We start from the raw sequence: 18,166 nt of genomic DNA, 5'->3' as shown, positions 1-18,166 counted from the left end.
CGGTGAAAGGCGGCTCGGCCCCGCTTTCAGGCTTTTGTAAGGAAAGCGACAGTTTTTACAGCGCTGTTGACGCTATCGGACAAGAACTGCTAGAGATACGCAACATTCGCAAAGCGCTCTCCAAGGTTGTGTTTGCCGATTGCGACGCTTCACACGGCTGGCGCGGGTGTCGGTAAAAGACAAGTGGACCTCGTGCGATCGCTCGCTAGCCTGATTAACGGCACCGCGAGTAGCGGTACGAGCCAAATCGGCCGATGATCACACGCCATTGGCGGCGCGTGCTTTCGACACTACCTGCGATGCGGCGGTCTCTTTGGAAGGGTACGTTGCGTGGGGCGGAATCAGCCGACAACTCTGAGGCGCGCCGTTTCGCTGCTGAAGGCCCTTTGGACTGTTTCGGTCATCGTCGCGACAACCGCCATCGGTGCCCACGCCGGATGGTTGGGCCACGGCATCGTGGGGTCGTTGGCGCTCGGGTTCGTGGGGCTTGTCGCCGGCTGTTTCCTCAGTCGGCCGTCGCTTCTCGCAGATTGCTGACCTAGGCCGCATTGCGTTTCGGATTGCGCGACGACACGTTCGAACGCAAAGGAAAAGGGCACCGCCTTGTCGGCGATGCCCTTCGATTGATCCGGATTGTGACGCCCTCAGAAGGGACAGATCACGCCGTCATTCATTGTTCGGTCTTATGCACCGCATCGTCCACCGACGGGAAGCCGATGTCCTTCAGCGTGTCATAGGACAGGTTCTCGAGGGCCCGTTCCTGGCGATAACGCTTCCATACTGCCCAGGCACGAACCTGCAGATTGAAGAGACCCGGAAGGGACGAGTGGGAGGATGCCCGTTCCGAGGCCGATGAAAACTGAGTGTTGGACATTTCATGGCTCCTTCTGAGTGTCTCAGCCGGTCGCGACCATGATGGTATTTATGGCCTAACCTGACTTATCATTCCAACGAATATGTTTGATGCCTTTCATCAAACATGGTGATTGATTAGCGGGTCCGCAAACATCACGTCGTCACGGACTCTCTGTGGCAGTTTGGCGAGTTCGCGCCGGGCTTCCACCCGATTCCGCGCGATCTGTTTTTCGCGTCGTTGCCTTGCAACACCGTCGAGGACGGCAATCATTTGATTGAGGGCGTTGAGGACCATGTCGTTGCTCCTGCTATGCTCTTTTTTTACCACTGCCTGCGGCAGGCGGCTGTTACGGAGGGAACTCTTCGAAGCGGCGATAACAAGGGCTGCGGTGGACATGCGTTTCTCCTTCCTTCGTCGTCCTTGAGCTTGACTATCGGCCATTGCTGATGTTCAATCAAACGAAATGAAGTGAAGCTATCTTTCAGTTTTTTTGAATGAGGTTGACGCCATGAACATGCTGATGCGCCATGCGCTTCCGCTTCTCGAAATGGACGTGCTGAAGACTTTCATCGCGATTGCCGAGACCGGCAACTTCACCACCGCCGCCGAAACCGTGTACCGCACGCCGTCGGCTGTCTCGATGCAGATCAAGAAGCTCGAGGAGATGCTCGGCTGTACGCTGTTCCTGCGAGACGCCCGCTCGGTCACCTTGACGCCGAAGGGCGAGTTGCTGCTCGGCTTTGCCCGCCGCCTGCTGTCGCTCAACAACGAAACGGTTTCCCGCTTTCTCTTGCCGGATATGAACGGCGTAGTGCGCGTCGGCGCGCCTGAGGACGTTGGCGAGCGCATCCTGCCTGAGGTGCTGAAGCGTTTCGCCGAATCCTATCCGAACGTCACGGTCGATGTGTCGATCGGCATGAGCAACGCCATGCGCAAGAAGGTGGACGAGCACCGGCTCGATATCGCCATCTTCAACAGCCTGACCGAGGGAACGCCCCGCAATGGCGAAATTCTGATGCAGGAAAAGCTGGTCTGGGCCGGCGCAAAGTGCGGCAGCGCGCATCTGAAGGATCCGCTGCCGGTGTCGATGTGGGAGGACGGCTGCGTCTGGCGGGCGGATGCGGTAGAAAAACTCGCGCGCGCCGGCCGCAAGTTCCGCATTGCGTTCCTCAGCGCCTATACCACCGGGCAGCGCGCCGCCGTGCTTGCCGGTCTCGCGATCGCGCCGCTGCCGCGTTACCTCGTCCAGGGGGAAATGGTGCAACTCGGCGAGCGCGACGGCCTGCCGGATCTCGGCCACTACAATATCGGCCTGCAGGTGATCAGCGATGCGCCGGCGCCTGTACTGGCGGTCGCCGACCATGTGCGCGACGCCTTCGCCGATCTGCAGGTCCAGTAAGGGGAGATATCGCGGTTGCGCTCTTCCCGGTCGCTGCCCGCCGCCTTCCTGTCGTCCTGGCCACTTTCGTCGGGTGCCCGGCCATGAGTGAACGGTCGCGCGTTCTCGATCCGATCGACCGCCTGTCGGAGATCATCTTCGGCCTCTTGATGGCGCTGTCCTTCACGGGAACCATGAGCACGGTCACGGCCGGCGAGGGCGGTGTCAATGCCGTGCTCGTCGCCGCCCTCGGCTGCAACATCGCCTGGGGCATCGTCGACGGCGTCATGTATGTGCTGACGACGGTGGTGGAGCGCGTGCGACGGCGCGGTTTTCTCGACAGGCTCAGGTCTGAGCGGCTCGATCGCGCCCGCGAACTGTTTCTCGAAAGCCTGCCGGACGATGTGCGCCGCGTCTCTTCGCCCAAGGAAACGGAAGCGCTGCTTGTCCGGGTGAGGGCCCTTTCCGCCGACCCCAGGCACCGGGTGGTGACCGCACACGACCTTAAGGCAGCCGTCGCGATCTTCCTGCTGGTCGTCGCCTCGACGTTGCCGCCAAGCATTCCCTTCCTGCTGACGGACAATGTCGCGCTCGCCATGCGCGCCTCCAACGCCATTGCGCTCGTCATGCTCTTCGTCATCGGCGCGCGCCTCGGCCGCTACATGGGCCGAAGCCCCTGGCCGATGGCCTTTGCGATGGCTGCGATCGGCGCGGTTCTGGTGGCGGTGACGATCCTCTTTGGCGGATAACTTTCGCCCTTGAGCGACGAGGGTTCGCTCACACCTTGATCGGTGCCTGGCGGATGTGGATTTCGATCAGCCGTTTCAGTTCGGGCAGATCCCGGGCTTCCAGCGCGTCGACCATCAGGTGGTGCTCGCGGGCCGATTGCTCGATGCGGGCGCGGGTGCGCCATTGCGAAACCGGGGCCGATACGGTGCGCTGGCGGATTTCGGCAACGACGTCGACGAGTTCGGAATTGCCCGAGAGCATGAGAAGCGCGCGGTGGAAGGCGAGGTTGGCGTCATAGTGCTCCATGATGGAGCCGCGAAACGACATCTCGTCGAACTGCCGGGCGAGTTGCCGCAGTTCGGCGATGGTGGCGGGCGTTGCATTGGCAACCATGCGGTCGGCGACGCCGGTTTCGAGAATCACGCGGATATCGCTGATTTCCTGCGTGCGCTGGTCGTCGAGTTCATAGACCTGGTAGCCGCGGTTGGGATTGTGCTGCACCAGCCTGCGCTGCGACAGCCGGTCGAGCGCCCGGCGCACCTCCGGCCGCGTGCAGTCGTAGCGGCGCTCCAGGTCGATCTGCTTCAGCCAGGCGCCGGCCGGCAGGGTCCCGGTCAGGATGTCGTGCAGCAGGAGGTCGGTAACGTCCTTCTTGTCCTCGGGCTTTTCCTCGGTCGCCAGCATTTCCGTCAGATCGTCGCTCATTCCTGCCTTACACTCTCTTTCCGCCTGTCACCGGCCTCTGACGCACGTTGCTGGTGCATGTCCCAGGTCCCCGGCGCGTGCCTCGCGTCGCCCGCCGCAGCGGAATTGGCTCCATTTTTGGAGAAACTATGATGCTGTCCTGAACAATTCAATGCGGGAGAGCGGCGTTGCCTGCCTGCCTCTCGCCGTTGTGCACATCGCTTGAAATGTTTCAGGACCCTCTTGTGTATCCAAAAATGTTATCATAAATTGGCGCCAATTCTGGTTACTATTGTTGCGGAAGTCAAGAAACGATGAAAAATGCCGATGCCGTCTGGGACCTCCTCGAAGCCAAGCGCGAACGGTTCTTCGTGCTCAGCGACCGGGTCTGGGATACGCCGGAAACCAATTACGAGGAGTTTTCCTCGTCGGCCGAACACGCCGCGCTGCTGGAGGCCGAAGGTTTCCGTGTGTCGCGCGGCATCGCCGGCATGCCGACGGCGGTCATGGGCGAGGCGGGCGAGGGCGGACCGGTTATCGCCATTCTCGGCGAGTTCGATGCGCTGCCGGGCCTCAGCCAGGAGGCCGGCATTGCCGAGGAGCGGCCTCTGGTCGACGGCGGCAATGGCCATGGCTGCGGCCACAATCTGCTCGGCGCCGGCGCGATGATGGCGGCGACCGCCGTCAAGGATTACCTCGCGGCGAGCGGCATCAAGGGGCGGGTGCGCTATTACGGGTGCCCGGCGGAAGAGGGCGGCTCGTCCAAGGGCTTCATGGTGCGCGCTGGCGTGTTCGACGATGTCGATATCGCGATTTCCTGGCACCCCGCACCCTTTGCCGGCGTCAACAACCCCATTTCGCTTGCCTGCAACGAGCTCGACTTCCGCTTCAGCGGCCGGGCGTCGCATGCGTCGGCTGCCCCCCATCTCGGCCGCAGCGCGCTCGATGCGCTCGAACTGATGAATGTCGGCGTCAACTATCTTCGCGAACACATGCCATCGTCGGCGCGCATCCACTATGCGGTGACGGACACCGGCGGCAACGCGCCGAACGTGGTGCAGGCCCGCGCCAAGGCGCGCTATCTCGTGCGCGCCCGCAGCCTGCCGGAACTGCTCGATCTCGTGGAACGTGTCCGCAGCGTTGCCAAGGGCGCGGCGCTGATGACGGGCACCACGGTCACGGACGAGATCGTCAGCGGCGACGCCAACCTCGTCGGAAACACCCCGCTCGAAGCGCTGATGCACCGCCAGCTTGAGCATCTGGGACCGCCGCAGTTCGACGAGGATGATCGGCGGACGGCGGCAAAGTTCCAGGAGACCTTTACCGGCGAGGATATCGCCTCTGCCTTCGAGCGTTTCGGGCTCAAGCTGCGACGGGGCGTTTCGCTCTGCGACACGATCTTTCCGCCGGAAAACGGCGCCGGCACGCTTGTCGGCTCCACCGATGTCGGAACGGTGAGCTGGGTGGTGCCGACTGTGCAGATGCGCGGCGCGACCTACGCGATCGGCACGCCCGGCCATTCCTGGCAGCTGGTCGCGCAAGGCAAGCTGCCGGCTGCCCACAAGGGCATGGAGCACGCGGCCAAGGTGATGGCGAGCACGGCGGTGGAGCTCATCCTCGATCCCGCGCTCATTGCCGCCGCCAAGGCCGACCATGCCTCGCGGCTCGAGGGCACGCCCTTCGTCAATCCCATTCCTGACGATGTCGACCCGCCGATCCCCGGGGTGAGCCATGGTTAAGTCATCGATCGACAAGCGAAGGGAGGCGCTGCGATGACTGAGCCCGGTTTCCTCGACATCATCAGCTTCGGGCCGGACGGCTGGGGGCCGGCGCTTGCCGCCGGCGCCTGGATGACGATCCTGATCGCGATTGCCGGTTTTGCGATCGGCGGCCTCATCGGCACCTTCGGCGCCTGGGCGAAGATCTCCGGCGGCCCGGTCGTCCGTGGATGCGCCGAGGCCTACACGACGGTCCTTCGCGGCATTCCCGACCTCCTGGTCATCTATCTCTTTTATTTCGGCGGCAGCGCCGTGGTGACGGCCGTCGGCCAATTGTTCGGTGCGGAGGGTTTCGTCAGCTTCCCCGGTTTCATCGCCGGTGCACTTGCGGTCGGCATCACCTCAGGCGCCCAGCAGACCGAGGTCTATCGCGGCGCCTTCCGCGCCGTGCATCCGGGCGAGTTGGAGGCGGCAACCGCCTGCGGCATGGGCCGGCTCCTCAAGTTTCGCCGCATCATTGCACCCTTGACGCTGCGTTATGCGCTGCCCGGTCTCGGCAATGTCTGGCAGGTGGTGTTGAAGGAGTCCGCACTGGTGTCGGTCACGGGTGTAGTCGAACTCTTGCGTCAGGCGCAGATCGGCGCCGGATCGACCAGCCGTCCCTTCGACTTCTTCTTCATCGCAGCCATGATCTATCTCGCGATTTCGACCGTGTCGGGCCTCGTTCTTCAGGTTACCGAGCGCCGGTTCTCGCGCGGCGTCAGGAGGGGCTGATGGATATCAAATTTGCCCTCGAAACCTTCTGGAGCTTGGCGACGGCGCTGCCGCTGACGCTGGAGCTTGCCGCGACATCGATCGCGCTTGGTTCGGTGCTGGCTCTTGGGCTGGCGCTCTCCCGTCTGTCGGGCATTCTTGCGCTCGATCTCTTTGCCCGCACTTACGTGTTCCTGTTTCGCGGAACGCCGCTGCTCGTGCAGATCTTCCTGATCTATTACGGCCTCAGCCAGTTTCCCGCCGTCCGCCACAGCATCTTCTGGCCGCTTCTGCGCGAACCCTACTGGTGCGCCGTGCTGGCGCTGATGCTGAACACGGCCGCCTATGCGAGCGAAATCATCCGCGGCGGCCTCCTTTCGGTTCCGCACGGCCAGGTCGAGGCAGCGCGGGCCTGCGGCATGGGGCGCGTCATGATCTTTCGCCGCATCGTCATGCCGCAGGCGCTGCGCCAGGCGCTACCCGGTTACGGCAACGAGATGATCTCCATGGTCAAGGCGACCTCGCTCGCCTCGATCATCACGCTGATGGAAATCACCGGCGTCGCCGCCAAGCTGATCTCGGAGAGCTACCGGGTGATCGAGGTCTTCGTCGTCGCCGGTCTCATCTATCTCGCCATAAACTTCGCGCTGACCCGGCTCGTTGCGTTTGCCGAACACCGGTTTAACCCGCAGCTGCGCGCGCCATTGCCGATCTCCGCCGAACTCAAGGGAGAAGCCCATTGAACATGTCCGCCGCCGTCACCGCACCGGTCGCGATCCGCGTGCACGACCTTCACAAGAGTTTCGGCCCGGTCGAGGTGCTGAAAGGCGTCTCGCTCGACGCGCGCGAGGGTGAGGTGATTTCCATCCTCGGATCCTCCGGCTCCGGCAAGTCGACGCTGCTTCGCTGCATCAACATGCTGGAGGTTCCGAATTCGGGCACGATCGAGGTCGCCGGCGAGGCGATCCGGCTGAAGACATCGAACGATGGGCGCAGCCGCCCGGCCGACCCGAAACAGGTGGACCGCATCCGCTCCGAACTCGGCATGGTGTTTCAGAGCTTCAATCTCTGGTCCCACAAGACCGTGCTTGAAAACGTCATCGAGGCGCCGGTGCATGTGCTGAAGCGCCCGCGCGTCGAGGCGATCGAGGAGGCCGAAGCCCTGCTTGCCAAGGTCGGCATCGCCGACAAGCGCAACCATTATCCCTCGCATCTCTCCGGCGGCCAGCAGCAGCGCGCCGCGATCGCCCGTGCGCTTGCCATGCGCCCGAAGGCGATGCTCTTCGACGAACCGACCTCGGCGCTCGACCCGGAACTGGTCGGCGAGGTGCTGCGCGTCATGCGCGGCCTGGCGGAGGAGGGGCGCACCATGCTGGTCGTCACCCACGAGATGGGCTTTGCCCGCGACGTCTCGAGCCGCGTCGTCTTCGTGCACAAGGGCACGATCGAGGAGGAGGGGCCGCCGCACGAGGTCTTCACCCATTCGAAGTCCGAACGCTTCCGCCAGTTCATCAAGAGTTGACGCCTGTCGTGATCGGCGGGCCGAAAAACAAGGCAATCAACATCCACAAAAGGGGAATGCTGCAATGAAAAAGACCACCGCAATCATGGCATCGGCGCTTGCCGTTGCCGCGGGGCTGATGTCCATGCCGGCGCAGGCCGAAGACAAGAAGTGGACGAAGGTGACGATCGCCACCGAAGGTGCCTTTCCGCCCTATAACCTGACCAAGGCGGACGGCACGCTCGACGGCTACGAGATCGAGCTCAGCAAGATCCTCTGCGACCACATGAAGGTCGAATGCACCGTCATCGCGCAGTCCTTCGATGGCATGATCCCAGCGCTCAACGCCGGCAAGTTCGACGCGATCATGGCCGGCATGTCGGCCACCGAGAAGCGCAAGGAAGTCATCGACTTCTCGATGTCCTACGGTAGCACCGGCCAGGCCTTCGCGACGCTGAAGGGCGGTGATCTCGAAACCCTGCCGATGAAGGGCGAGCTCTTCTCGCTTGCCTCCAACGAGGCCGGCGCGCGCAAGGCGGTCGACGAGCTGAAGCCGCTGATCGAAGGCAAGACCATCGGCGTCCAGACCGCCTCGATCGCGGCGCGCTTCATCGACGAATATCTGAAGGACGTCGTCGAGGTGCGCGAATACAAGACGACCGAGCAGCACGATCTCGATCTCGTCGCCGGCCGCGTCGATTTCGTCATGGCGTCCATGGGCTACCTGAAGACGACCGTCGAAAAGCCCGCCAACAGCGACATGGTCATCACCGGCCCCCGCTTCCAGGGCGGCTTCCTCGGCGCCGGCAGCTCCGTCGGCCTGCGCAAGAGCGACCCCGAATTGAAGGCGCTGTTCGACGACGCAATTGCCGCTGCCAAGGCCGATGGTACCATCAAGCGCCTGTCGGAGAAGTGGTTCGGCTTCGACCTGACGCCGCAGTAATCCGGGTCGGTTCGCCCTCTCAACCAAAGCACCGCGCGTTCCGTCGAACGCGCGGTGTTTTCTGTGACTGGAATGCCCGGCGCTTCCTCGCGCGCTTGCAAGGCGCCAGGGCTGTTTATTTAATAGCGACGCGCAGCGCGTGTGGACATCTTTCGAACACAATCGCTTCGTATAAGCCCATCTGTCGACATTTGCTTATGAGCGCTGAATGTGTTCGCCGCTCGCAACTGTCGCGTCGCTTTAGACTTTTGACCACGGATGTACTGGCACTGGTGTAAGAGCGATGATGAGGAAGGTCGGTGCGGTTTCGCCCCGGCCTTTTTTATTGCCGGATGATCACTTCAGCGTTTTCGACGCGAGCACAAAGTCGATCAGGTCGCCGACCGTGACGAGCTTTTCGACAGAGTCGTCGGTCAGATAGATCTCGAACTCTTCCTCCACCAACATCGCCAATTGAGACACTTCGAGCGAGTCGGCGCCCAGATCCTCTTCGATCTCGGCATCGTCTTTCACTTCGGAAGCCTTCACGCCGAGCAGCTCGACGAGGATCGCCTTTACGCGTTCGGAAACATCGGATCGTGTGGGTGCCATGGATCTACTCCCTCCCTTAAAGCATAACACAAAGGGCGGTGAACGGCCGTCTAGGCCTATAGGATCATTCGCTGATTTCGTCATGATCCAAATGGGTTAGGCCATTTCGGTGAGGGAGAGCCCCTGGGTGTTTGCCAGTGCCAGACCTCGGCACCTCGGCGAACTCCTGCGATATATCGGCGAACGCGTCGATCAGGGTGCCGCCGAGCGATATGAAACCCTGAAGATCGACTACAGGCCGCGCTATACGCCCCTGTTGCGCGCGCTTGCCGCCGGCGCCGAGACCGTCACCGAGATCACCAGCAACAGCAGTCTCACCCAGGGCGCGATCAGCCAGACGGTCAGCCTGATGCTGAAGGGCGGGCTCCTTGCCCGGCGCGGCCTCGACGACGGCAGAAAGACCGGCCTGCGGTTGACGAAAAAGGGCGTCGCCCTCCTGACAACTCTGGAGCCGCACCGGCAGATGACATTCCTGGCGATTCGGTGCCTCGAGCTGGAATCGGATATCCGGTTCTTGAGGTGCTACAGGCGCTCGGGGCGGCGCTGGAGCGGGAAGGGTTCGCGAGCCGCCTGAAGGCCGCCCCCCATCGTCAGGAGAAGGAGGCTTCCGGTGGCCGCTGAAGTCGGGACCAGAAACTGGTTCGATGCCGCAGCCACCGCCTATGCCCTGTTCCGGCCGGACTATGGTCGGTTCATGGAACGGCTTAAGGAAAAGCCTTCCTCGATCCAGCCTTGAGGGAGGCGCGGCAGCCACCGCGCCAAGCCCAATCCGGCGCGGCAAAGCCGCCCCGGTCACCTTCCAACGATGCCCTATTTCGTCGGAGCAGGCGTCGGCCGCACCAGCGAGACGACGCGCGGCTTCGAGGGGGCGTCCAGCCACTCGATCCACTTGTCCCGTTCCTCGGTCGTGTCGAAGAACCGCCAGAGCTTGTAGTCTTCTTCGGTGGTCTGCAGCATTTCGCCGATCGAAACGAGCTCCATCGGCAATTCCACCTCGTTGCCGTCGTAGCGAATGAAGTAGATCCCCTCGGCGGCAAGCCGGATGATCTGACCGGTGCCATAGGTGCCATCGGGATCGTCGACTGTGAAGTACATGCCGGTCAGGGTATCGAGAATTTTGTCGTTCATGGGTTCTGGATGCCAGTTTAAGGAATAGGTTTCATCAGACCGTCGCCCGCCGCCGGAATTAAGGCAAGCTGAAATCTCCAGTGTCCACATTCACCAAACAGCATAATAGCCCGATGCGCGACCAAACGAGGACTTTCGCTTGTGCGGTCGGCCGCCACGTTCATGGCGAGAGGGCGGCTGGTGCCGCCCTTCGTTTGCGTCAACCAAAGTACGATGTTTTGCCGCGCGTGAGGTTGGACCTGCCCGTGCCCGGCGTCGTGTTGGGTTTCCCGCTACCGCCCGCCAACTCGATTGCTTCAATGGCTTTGGCAGCCGGCTGATTTTCAGAGGCCCCCAGCGAACTCGCTGCGAAGGCGGAGCCGGCAAATGCAAGCGATGCCGCGACTGCGATGATGATTTTCATTGGTCTCTCCTTGGTTCAAAAGCACGCGCAAAAGCGCGCCAACCTCGGCGTAGACCTGCTGTGAGAACGAAGACATACGGCGGTTGTCGTATTTCGACACGGCAGAGACTTGCGAAAACTCGGAATGGTTACCGGACTACTCCCGGCTCCTCCTCCGCCGCCTTCCGCCGCCTTCACCGTCATCGCTACTCACCTTGCGCTCCGGCAAGGTGACCACGGTCGAAAGCTTCGGGAAGCTGTCGACCTTGTTCGGCATCGCCATGGCGTTGACGAAATGCTCCTGAAATTTTGATTCAAGCGCCGTCTCTATCTTCTCGATTTTGCTGACAGTTTGCTCGATCTCGCGGCGGTGGCCGCGGTTCAAGAGCGCCATCAGCGCGCCGGTACCGGCGGCGTTGCCGACGGCCTTTACGTCGTCGAGATCGCAGTCCGGGATGAGGCCCAGCACCATCGCATATTTGGGATCGATGAAGGAGCCGAAGGCGCCGGCAAAGCGGATGGTGTCGACGTGGTCGACGCCCTGCTTTTCCATGAGCAGCTTGATGCCGGCATAGAGCGCTGCCTTGGCGAGCTGGATGGCGCGGATGTCGTTCTGCGTCACGGTGATGCGCTGCTCACCCTCGTGCAGGAGGTAGGAGAAGGTGCGGCCGTTCGGGATGATGCGCGGGCTTTTTGCCGCCATGGCACCATCGACGACACCGTCCTCGGAGATGATGCCGGAAAGATACATCTCGGCGACGATCTCGATGATCGCCGAGCCGCAGATGCCGGTGACGCCGACTGATGCGGCCGCCTCGGCAAAGCCTTCCTCGTCCGACCACTTTTCGACGCCGATGACGCGGAAGCGCGGCTCCAGCGTTACGGGATCGATGCGCACGCGCTCGATCGCGCCGGGGGCGGCGCGCTGGCCCGACGAAATTTCCGCACCTTCGAAGGCCGGGCCCGTGGGCGAGGAAGCGGCGACGACGCGGTCCTTGTTGCCGAGCACGATTTCGGCATTGGTGCCGACATCGACGAGCAGCATCATCTTGTCCTGGCGATAGGGCCCTTCGGCGAGGGTTGCGCCCGCCGCATCGGCGCCCACATGGCCGGCGATGCAGGGCAGCATGTAGAGGCGCGCGCCGCGATTGACGTCGATATCGATCTCATGCGCCCAATATTGCAGCGCGCCTGACACGGCGAGCGCGAACGGCGCCTGGCCGAGTTCCGTCGGGTCGATGCCGAGGAAGAGGTGGTGCATGATCGGGTTCGCGACGAAGACCATGTCGAGAATGTCGTGGCGGTCGACTTCACCCTCGGCGCAGACCTTGCCGATGAGACCATTGACCGCCTCGCGCACGGCCTTGGTCATCGCCTCGCGGCCATCAGGATTCATCATCACATAGGAGACGCGGCTCATCAGGTCTTCGCCGAAGCGGATCTGCGGGTTGGAGGCGCCGGACGAGGCGGCGATGCGACCCGAGAGCAGTGACACGAGATGCATGGCGATCGTCGTCGAGCCGATGTCGCAGGCAACGCCATATGCCTCGTTCTTGAGGCCCGGCCACAGGCCGACGATGAAGGGGCGCGAACTATCCATGTCGCGGTGGATGGCGGCGGTGACGGCCCAGTTGCCTTTGCGCAGAATGCCTTGAACCTGCGGGATCAGGTGCGGCGCAATCAGCAGATCCTTCCAGCCCCAGTCCTTCTCCAGCATCACCTTCAGCCGGTCGAGATCGCCGAGCGGCTTGTGCATGTCGGGCTCGTCCACCTCGACATAGCAGAGCTGAACGGCGGCGTTGCGCTCGATCACCCGGTCGGTTGCGGCCTTGCGCACGACCTGGGCGTTGATAACGGTATCCTGCGGCACGTCGATGACGAGATCGCCGAGGATCTGGGCGGAACAGGAGAGGCGGCGGCCGTCGGGCAGGCCGCGGATCTTCTCGTAGCGATCTTCCTTGGCGCCCTTTTCAGAAATGTGGTCGTTGGACGAGACGATCTTGTGCTTGGCGAAGTTGCCTTCCTGCACCACGATCTGACAGCGTCCGCAGGTGGCGCGCCCGCCGCACACGCTTTCGACATAGACGCCGAGCTTGCGCGCCGCATCGAGAACCGGCGTGCCGACCGGGAAGCGGCCGCGCTTGCCCGAAGGCATGAACAGCACGAGAGGGTCCTTTTGCGCGGCTTCGGTCATGTTGGTCTCGATCTCGGAGGTACCTTCAATGCGCATGCTCTGTGGTCTTTCGTCAGGTCCGCTTCAATGGGTCAAGCGAAGCACGGGTAAACGGCTTCAGACTGCACCGGAACAATGCCCGACAGTTGTCCAATCCCGACATGGAAGCTTCTGTTTCAAACAGTTAGGCGTGGGGCACGGCGGCGCGTCAGGCTTACTTGCGCGACAGCCGCCGGGCGTTGTTGCGCACGCGCTTGCCATAGGGCCTGAGGGCTGCGGACGCAATCGCCGTTCCGTGGCCAGACGCCGTGCCGCCGGTCATCAGGCGCAAGGTGTTGTCGAAGGCGGCCTTCCAAAGGGCCATGTTCACGGCCATGACGCTTTCGGCCGTGGCGGCGATCTTCTCGGAGACCATGCGATGAAGCTCGGTCACGTCCTGGGTCTTGCCGGTGAGCGCCGCCATCTGCATCTCCTGCAGTCGGACGGCGATGACGAAGGGGGCCTCGAACCAGAGGGTGGCGGCATCCAGGCGTAGGCTGCGTGTCATGGTGATCTCCACTTTGCGTTGGCGGATGGATGAACCGACGTGCGTTGCTACGGCGCCCCGGCAAGTTTTACGACTGCGAATGTATAGGCAAGAGTCGCGGCCAGCACGGCCGAACTGCCCCAGAGGCAAGCCTTGATCACCTGCTCCTGCGGACCGAGATAGACCTTCCTGGTGACGGTGGCGATCATTATTGTTCCAAGTACGGCAGCCGTCACGATGATCACGGGTGCACCATAGGTGCGGAGCGCGGCGTAGAACCGCTGAAACTCGGCCGCATCGTCAAACAGTGTGTACCTGGCGATAACGACCAGAGGGAGAACGACGGCAAGGAGGCGCAACTGGCTTCTCATCGTCCTTCTCCCTCGAGCGCATCAGCGCCGATCCAGGAACTACTCGCTGGCAGCCGCACCACCCGTGCGGGCCGCGCGGCCACCGCGACGTCCGCCACCGGCGGCTGCCACTGGTGCTGCCGCAACCACGTGGCCACCTTCGGCCGGCTTGTGGTCGCGGTAGGTCTTGATCCAGTGGGTGCAGTTCGGGTCGGTGCCGTTCAGAACGTTTGCCGCACGCACGGCTTCCATTTCCTGCGGGCGGCAGGGGTTCATGATTGCCGACGTCATGCCGGCGCCGATGACCATCGGAATGAAGCCGGCATTGATGCCGTGGCGGTGCGGCAGGCCGAAGGAGATGTTGGACAGGCCGCAGGTGGTGTTGACCTTCAACTCTTCGCGCAGACGCCGCAGAAGTGCGAAGACCTGCTGGCCGGCGGTGCCCATGGCGCCGATCGGCATGACCAGCGGGTCGACGACGATGTCGTGCGGCTTGATGCCGAAGTCGGCGGCGCGCTCGACGATCTTCTTGGCGACGGCAAAACGCACATCCGGATCTTCGGAAATGCCGGTTTCGTCGTTGGAGATGGCAACGACCGGAACGTCATACTTCTTGCAGAGCGGCAGGATCGCTTCGAGCTTTTCCTCTTCGCCGGTCACGGAGTTGACCAGCGGGCGGCCCTTGGCGACGCGCAGTGCCGCCTCGATCGCGGCCGTCACCGAACTGTCGATCGACAGCGGCACGTCGACGAGGCCCTGGACGATTTCGAGTGTCTTGACCAAGAGCGGCGGCTCGGTCTCGTTCGGGTTGACGGCGGTCACGCCGGCGTTGACGTCGAGCATCGTCGCCCCGGCGGCAACCTGCTCCAGCGCGTCCTTGATGACGGTATCGAAGTTGCCCTCGATCATTTCGGCGGCCAGCTTCTTGCGGCCGGTCGGGTTGATGCGTTCGCCGATGACGCAGAACGGCTGGTCGAAGCCGATGATGATCTCGCGGGTGGCGGAAGCGACGATGGTCCGGGTCATGCAGGGTCCTTTGTCATTTGGCGTCTATGTAATCACGCCCGTGAAGTCGATGATAGGCGCCTTGTGGCCGGCGCCAGTTTTGTCTGCGGTCAGTGCGGGTGATGGGCCGCGGCTTCGGCCATCTGTTGCTGGTTTTCTTCCTTGCCCTCGCGAATGTGCTCCAGGCGCTCGGCAACCATCGCATCCTCCGGCAGCGTCTCGTGCTTCCAGGGGCGGCGGCCCTTCAGTACCCCCGATTCATGCACGATTTCTGCGACATATTCTTCCTGGCGGTAGGCCATGACGTGAATGCCGGAGACGCCTTCGATCTCCTTCACCTCGTTGATGATGTCGATGCAGAGCTGCTTGCCTTCCTTCTTCTGGTCCTGCGCGCCCTCAAGGCGGGTAATCACGCTGTCCGGAATATGGATGCCCGGCACGTTGGAGCGGATCCAGCGGGCGGTCTTGGCCGATGCCATCGGCCCGACGCCGACGAGGATAAAGCACTTCTCGTGCAGACCGAGGTCGCGCACCTTCTTCATGTATTCGCGGAACATCGGCACGTCGAAGCAGTACTGGCTCTGGACGAACTGCGCGCCGGCCTCGATCTTCTTGGCGAGACGATAGGGGCGGAAATCATAGGGCGGCGCAAAGGGGTTGATCGCAGCGCCGAGGAATACCTGCGGCGGTGTCGTCAGCTTGCGGCCCGAGAGGAACTTCGAGTTGTCGCGCATGATGCGGACGGTTTCGAGCAGCGACATGCAGTCGAGGTCGAAGACGGGCTTGGCGCCTGGCTGGTCGCCGGCCTGCACGCCGTCGCCGGTCAGGCACATGATGTTCTGAACGCCCATGGCAGAGGCGCCGAGCACGTCGCCCTGGATGGCGATGCGGTTCTTGTCGCGGCAGGCGATCTGCATAATCGGGGCGTAGCCCATGCGGGTCAAAAGCGCGCAGATGCCGACCGAGGACATGTGGCAGTTGGCGCCGGAGGCATCGACCGCGTTGATGCCGTCGACCCAGCCGTCGAAGATCGCGGCGCGCTCGTAGACATCCTGCGGGTTTGCGCTGTCAGGCGGGTTGAGTTCGGCGGTGACGGCGAACTCGCCGCGGCGCAAAACCCGCTCAAGACGGCCGCGGGAGGAATGGCCGGGCAGGGGCTCGAGCGGCGCGCCGGGATCGAAGGGATTGATGTCGGGGCTCATGCCTGGCCTTCCTTGGATGCCGCTTCACGGCGCGCTGCGGCTTCCGCCGTCACGCGCAGCCAGGACGAGGTTTCGCGCAGCGACTGGTTGACCGGCTTCTGCACGTTCATGATGGCGTTGCCCTTCTCCATGTTCTGCGAGCCCTTCCAGGCCTGCACCCAGACGCAGGGCATGTCCGGCTCGACCTCGCAATTGCCGTTGGCGCGCACGCCGCCGCAGGGGCCGTTGCGTAGCTGCTTCGGACAGTTCATCGGGCAGGACATGCCCGTCGACGACAGCGCGCACTGGCCGCACATGCGACAGTCGAAGAGGAAGCCTTTCACGTGGCGCTCGACGAAGGTCACCGGACGCTCGACCCGGCCATAACCGATGGCGTTCCACAGCGGGTGAAGCAGCAGGAACAGATCGGCGAAGCGGTGGTAGAACCATTCGAGGAAGCGGGAGTTGCGGACCGCCCAGAGGCGGACCGTATATTTGTGGCGCGAGCGGCGGCTCGGCGAAACGCCAGACGGCGTAAACGCGCCGGTTGCGGCCTTGGCGGCCGGGGCGGCGTTGCCCTTCATGACCTTCGGCTCGCTCGGCGGTTTGGCGTCAGCCATTGTCGCGGCCTCCGGCTTTGACGAGGGCGACGAGGCGTTCGCGGTCATAGGCGGCTTCGAGCTCGGCGGCGGCCTGGTCGGCTTCCGTTTCCAGATCGTCGGAGACCGGCACCGGATCGGCCTTGCGCCATTCGGCGAGGTAGTCGTCGGTTTCAGCCGCACCGGTGCGCATGGCGCACATGTCGATCGCTTCGGTGAAGCGCAGAGACAGCTCGCGCTTCGCCGTCGTGCGGCCCTTCTTGATGATGACCTGGGCCGGAATGTCGCGCCAGTAGACGATTATGCGATCTGCCATGGGGTGTTGTTCTCCTCGTTCTGCGACAATGCGCATGTACCGGCGTCCGGGCTCATCTCGCCACGACGTCGGATATGTCCAAAAACGACGCTGGCGCGGATGCCATATCAGACGTCTTGGCGGTGATGCGCAAGTCGCAGTTGAGGCGCTTCTTGCAGCCAGGAACCATCGGCAAGGATTACCCGCAGTTTCAGGCTTTTAGCCGATGTCGGAAGGAGGTAAGGGCGGCTTGTCAGCCTACCAGATGCCGCGCTTCAGGCCGTTCCATATCCAGGTCCAGATCGGCGGATGATACCATTGCCGTGACGGGCCTGCGACATCGATGACCTGCAGCTTTCCGGCGAGCGCATCGCCGACGGCGGCAATCGCAATATCCGTGGAAGCGGCCGTCTGCAGCAGCGGATAGGTGTGCATCGTATCTTGAGGGGCAGGCTTCTGGCGCGACTGGTAGAGCACGCCGCCGGTATCGACGCCCGCATCGACCAGATGCACGGTCGCTCCGAAGTTTTCGAGGTCGTTGTTGACCCGCGCCCAGTAACCGCCCATCAGGCCGCGATAGGCCGGGTTGATGCCGGCGTGGAAGTTGAGGACCGGGCAGGGGATGGCGGCCAGCGTTTCGGCCTTCAGCATGCGGCAGCTGATGAGGAAGACGACATCGGGTTTGAGCGCGCGCACTTGGGCGGTGGCGTCCGTGTCGTTGATGGAGGCGATGGATTTTACCGGGATCGACGGATCGGGTTTTCCCGAGACTTTGTAGGTCGCGAAGATCTCGTCCGCGCGCTTGCGGGTAAAACGCTTGCCGAAGCGCGAGGCGATCATGGTCGCAAGCTGCCCCAGCGCCGTCAGCCAGCCGAGCTTGCGTGCGCGGCGGCGCAGGAACAGGCCCTTCGATTCCGGCTGCTCCTCGACGACTGCAACGTCGGCGAAATGCGCGGAGAACGCGTTGATCATGATCCAGGGGTTCTCGCCGCCCGCGGTCACCACGACGACGCGGCCGGGGCGTCCGCCTGCGGCTTGATTTTGGCTGGCGATGTCGGTCATGGCGGCCCCGCGGATGAACAGGGCCGAGTTATGAAGGCTTGCCCGTTACCGCCGGCTTAACTGGTTCCAGTACCATTCGGCGACACCGCCACCGAGCACGACGAGGGCGACGGATTCGACCATCTTCACGTCATCCGAGAGGCTGCAGACCGCGCCGACGGCCAGCGACAGCAGCAGCCCGGCGGCGCAGCCGATGGCGTAGGGCAGGTATTCGAGGAATTTCACTGGTGTGCCTCCCGTCCCAAGACGCAGCCGTCGCGCACTGAGATGTAACGCAGGGTAGCGCAGATATAGGGATTAGGAAGAGCTTAT

At 63.0% G+C, this 18,166-nt stretch carries 24 protein-coding genes; 9 read left to right on the top strand and 15 right to left on the bottom strand.

The features are described 5' to 3' along the window. Positions 1 to 670 precede the first annotated feature (670 nt). Positions 671 to 874, bottom strand: coding sequence for a DUF1127 domain-containing protein (locus tag BLU15_RS01695; RefSeq protein ID WP_034788135.1), 204 nt, complete (start codon positions 872 to 874; stop codon positions 671 to 673). 99 nt (positions 875 to 973) lie between these two features. Then, on the bottom strand, positions 974 to 1,252 hold the full coding sequence (locus BLU15_RS01690) for a hypothetical protein (protein ID WP_051659126.1): 279 nt from the start codon (positions 1,250 to 1,252) through the stop codon (positions 974 to 976). 112 nt (positions 1,253 to 1,364) lie between these two features. Here BLU15_RS01690 and BLU15_RS01685 point away from each other — a divergent pair, with 112 nt between their 5' ends. Both BLU15_RS01685 and BLU15_RS01680 read left to right on the top strand, forming a co-directional pair. Continuing rightward, positions 1,365 to 2,255 (top strand): LysR substrate-binding domain-containing protein, encoded by an 891-nt coding sequence (locus BLU15_RS01685; RefSeq protein WP_034788138.1) that lies wholly within the window; start codon positions 1,365 to 1,367, stop codon positions 2,253 to 2,255. A gap of 83 nt (positions 2,256 to 2,338) precedes the next feature. Further along, on the top strand, positions 2,339 to 2,983 hold the full coding sequence (locus BLU15_RS01680) for a VIT1/CCC1 transporter family protein (protein ID WP_060520584.1): 645 nt from the start codon (positions 2,339 to 2,341) through the stop codon (positions 2,981 to 2,983). A 28-nt stretch (positions 2,984 to 3,011) separates the two neighbouring features. Here BLU15_RS01680 and BLU15_RS01675 read toward each other — a convergent pair whose 3' ends face one another. Further along, positions 3,012 to 3,668: a GntR family transcriptional regulator gene (locus BLU15_RS01675; protein ID WP_060520585.1), complete on the bottom strand. Its 657-nt coding sequence runs from the start codon at positions 3,666 to 3,668 to the stop codon at positions 3,012 to 3,014. A gap of 293 nt (positions 3,669 to 3,961) precedes the next feature. Here BLU15_RS01675 and BLU15_RS01670 point away from each other — a divergent pair, with 293 nt between their 5' ends. The 5 genes from BLU15_RS01670 (at position 3,962) to BLU15_RS01650 (ending at position 8,562) form a co-directional block, all read left to right on the top strand. Beyond that, positions 3,962 to 5,386, top strand: a complete 1,425-nt coding sequence (locus tag BLU15_RS01670) for a M20 family metallopeptidase (protein WP_089044218.1) — start codon at positions 3,962 to 3,964, stop codon at positions 5,384 to 5,386. A 33-nt stretch (positions 5,387 to 5,419) separates the two neighbouring features. Continuing rightward, positions 5,420 to 6,139, top strand: coding sequence for an ABC transporter permease (locus BLU15_RS01665; protein WP_089044217.1), 720 nt, complete (start codon positions 5,420 to 5,422; stop codon positions 6,137 to 6,139). Further along, on the top strand, positions 6,139 to 6,861 hold the full coding sequence (locus tag BLU15_RS01660) for an ABC transporter permease (RefSeq protein WP_060528781.1): 723 nt from the start codon (positions 6,139 to 6,141) through the stop codon (positions 6,859 to 6,861). Before BLU15_RS01665 ends, BLU15_RS01660 begins: the two co-directional genes overlap by 1 nt. Positions 6,862 to 6,863: 2 nt before the next feature. Continuing rightward, positions 6,864 to 7,640 (top strand): ABC transporter ATP-binding protein, encoded by a 777-nt coding sequence (locus BLU15_RS01655; RefSeq protein ID WP_090294039.1) that lies wholly within the window; start codon positions 6,864 to 6,866, stop codon positions 7,638 to 7,640. 64 nt (positions 7,641 to 7,704) lie between these two features. Then, positions 7,705 to 8,562 (top strand): transporter substrate-binding domain-containing protein, encoded by an 858-nt coding sequence (locus BLU15_RS01650; protein ID WP_034788156.1) that lies wholly within the window; start codon positions 7,705 to 7,707, stop codon positions 8,560 to 8,562. A 336-nt stretch (positions 8,563 to 8,898) separates the two neighbouring features. Here BLU15_RS01650 and BLU15_RS01645 read toward each other — a convergent pair whose 3' ends face one another. Continuing rightward, positions 8,899 to 9,153 (bottom strand): acyl carrier protein, encoded by a 255-nt coding sequence (locus BLU15_RS01645; protein ID WP_034788158.1) that lies wholly within the window; start codon positions 9,151 to 9,153, stop codon positions 8,899 to 8,901. 127 nt (positions 9,154 to 9,280) lie between these two features. Between BLU15_RS01645 and BLU15_RS01640 the strand changes: the two genes are divergently transcribed. Both BLU15_RS01640 and BLU15_RS40585 read left to right on the top strand, forming a co-directional pair. Then, positions 9,281 to 9,727 (top strand): helix-turn-helix domain-containing protein, encoded by a 447-nt coding sequence (locus BLU15_RS01640; RefSeq protein WP_210187425.1) that lies wholly within the window; start codon positions 9,281 to 9,283, stop codon positions 9,725 to 9,727. 36 nt (positions 9,728 to 9,763) lie between these two features. Next, positions 9,764 to 9,889 (top strand): hypothetical protein, encoded by a 126-nt coding sequence (locus tag BLU15_RS40585; protein ID WP_255380900.1) that lies wholly within the window; start codon positions 9,764 to 9,766, stop codon positions 9,887 to 9,889. Between the two features lie 74 nt (positions 9,890 to 9,963). Here BLU15_RS40585 and BLU15_RS01635 read toward each other — a convergent pair whose 3' ends face one another. The 11 genes from BLU15_RS01635 to BLU15_RS01585 form a co-directional block, all read right to left on the bottom strand. Continuing rightward, positions 9,964 to 10,281, bottom strand: coding sequence for a hypothetical protein (locus BLU15_RS01635; RefSeq protein ID WP_034788160.1), 318 nt, complete (start codon positions 10,279 to 10,281; stop codon positions 9,964 to 9,966). A 199-nt stretch (positions 10,282 to 10,480) separates the two neighbouring features. Further along, complete coding sequence (locus BLU15_RS01630) at positions 10,481 to 10,684, bottom strand: hypothetical protein (protein WP_060601072.1); 204 nt, start codon at positions 10,682 to 10,684, stop codon at positions 10,481 to 10,483. A 136-nt stretch (positions 10,685 to 10,820) separates the two neighbouring features. After that, positions 10,821 to 12,893 carry an ASKHA domain-containing protein gene (locus BLU15_RS01625; RefSeq protein ID WP_051659127.1) on the bottom strand — a complete coding sequence of 691 codons (2,073 nt, stop codon included), beginning with the start codon at positions 12,891 to 12,893 and terminating at the stop codon, positions 10,821 to 10,823. A 157-nt stretch (positions 12,894 to 13,050) separates the two neighbouring features. Next, positions 13,051 to 13,383: a hypothetical protein gene (locus BLU15_RS01620; RefSeq protein WP_090294037.1), complete on the bottom strand. Its 333-nt coding sequence runs from the start codon at positions 13,381 to 13,383 to the stop codon at positions 13,051 to 13,053. A 47-nt stretch (positions 13,384 to 13,430) separates the two neighbouring features. Continuing rightward, on the bottom strand, positions 13,431 to 13,733 hold the full coding sequence (locus BLU15_RS01615) for a hypothetical protein (RefSeq protein ID WP_034788169.1): 303 nt from the start codon (positions 13,731 to 13,733) through the stop codon (positions 13,431 to 13,433). Between the two features lie 39 nt (positions 13,734 to 13,772). After that, on the bottom strand, positions 13,773 to 14,738 hold the full coding sequence (locus BLU15_RS01610; protein ID WP_034788171.1) for a methyltetrahydrofolate cobalamin methyltransferase: 966 nt from the start codon (positions 14,736 to 14,738) through the stop codon (positions 13,773 to 13,775). Positions 14,739 to 14,827: 89 nt separating this feature from the next. Then, positions 14,828 to 15,919 (bottom strand): methylenetetrahydrofolate reductase, encoded by a 1,092-nt coding sequence (locus BLU15_RS01605; protein ID WP_090294036.1) that lies wholly within the window; start codon positions 15,917 to 15,919, stop codon positions 14,828 to 14,830. Then, a complete protein-coding gene (locus BLU15_RS01600) occupies positions 15,916 to 16,518 on the bottom strand; it encodes a methylenetetrahydrofolate reductase C-terminal domain-containing protein (RefSeq protein WP_034788176.1) in 603 nt (200 codons plus the stop codon). The genes BLU15_RS01605 and BLU15_RS01600 overlap by 4 nt, the downstream gene beginning before the upstream one ends. Then, positions 16,511 to 16,813 (bottom strand): virulence factor, encoded by a 303-nt coding sequence (locus BLU15_RS01595; protein WP_060520592.1) that lies wholly within the window; start codon positions 16,811 to 16,813, stop codon positions 16,511 to 16,513. The genes BLU15_RS01600 and BLU15_RS01595 overlap by 8 nt, the downstream gene beginning before the upstream one ends. Before the next feature lie 237 nt (positions 16,814 to 17,050). After that, complete coding sequence (locus BLU15_RS01590) at positions 17,051 to 17,854, bottom strand: formyl transferase (RefSeq protein WP_090294034.1); 804 nt, start codon at positions 17,852 to 17,854, stop codon at positions 17,051 to 17,053. A gap of 45 nt (positions 17,855 to 17,899) precedes the next feature. Beyond that, entirely contained in the window at positions 17,900 to 18,079 is a 180-nt protein-coding gene (locus tag BLU15_RS01585) for a hypothetical protein (RefSeq protein ID WP_089044213.1), read from the bottom strand. Between the last annotated feature and the right edge of the window lie 87 nt (positions 18,080 to 18,166).

It is taken from the genome of Ensifer sp. YR511 (assembly GCF_900103045.1).
GTDB classification, from domain to species: domain Bacteria; phylum Pseudomonadota; class Alphaproteobacteria; order Rhizobiales; family Rhizobiaceae; genus Ensifer; species Ensifer adhaerens.
This window is presented reverse-complemented; position numbering and strand designations above follow the sequence as displayed.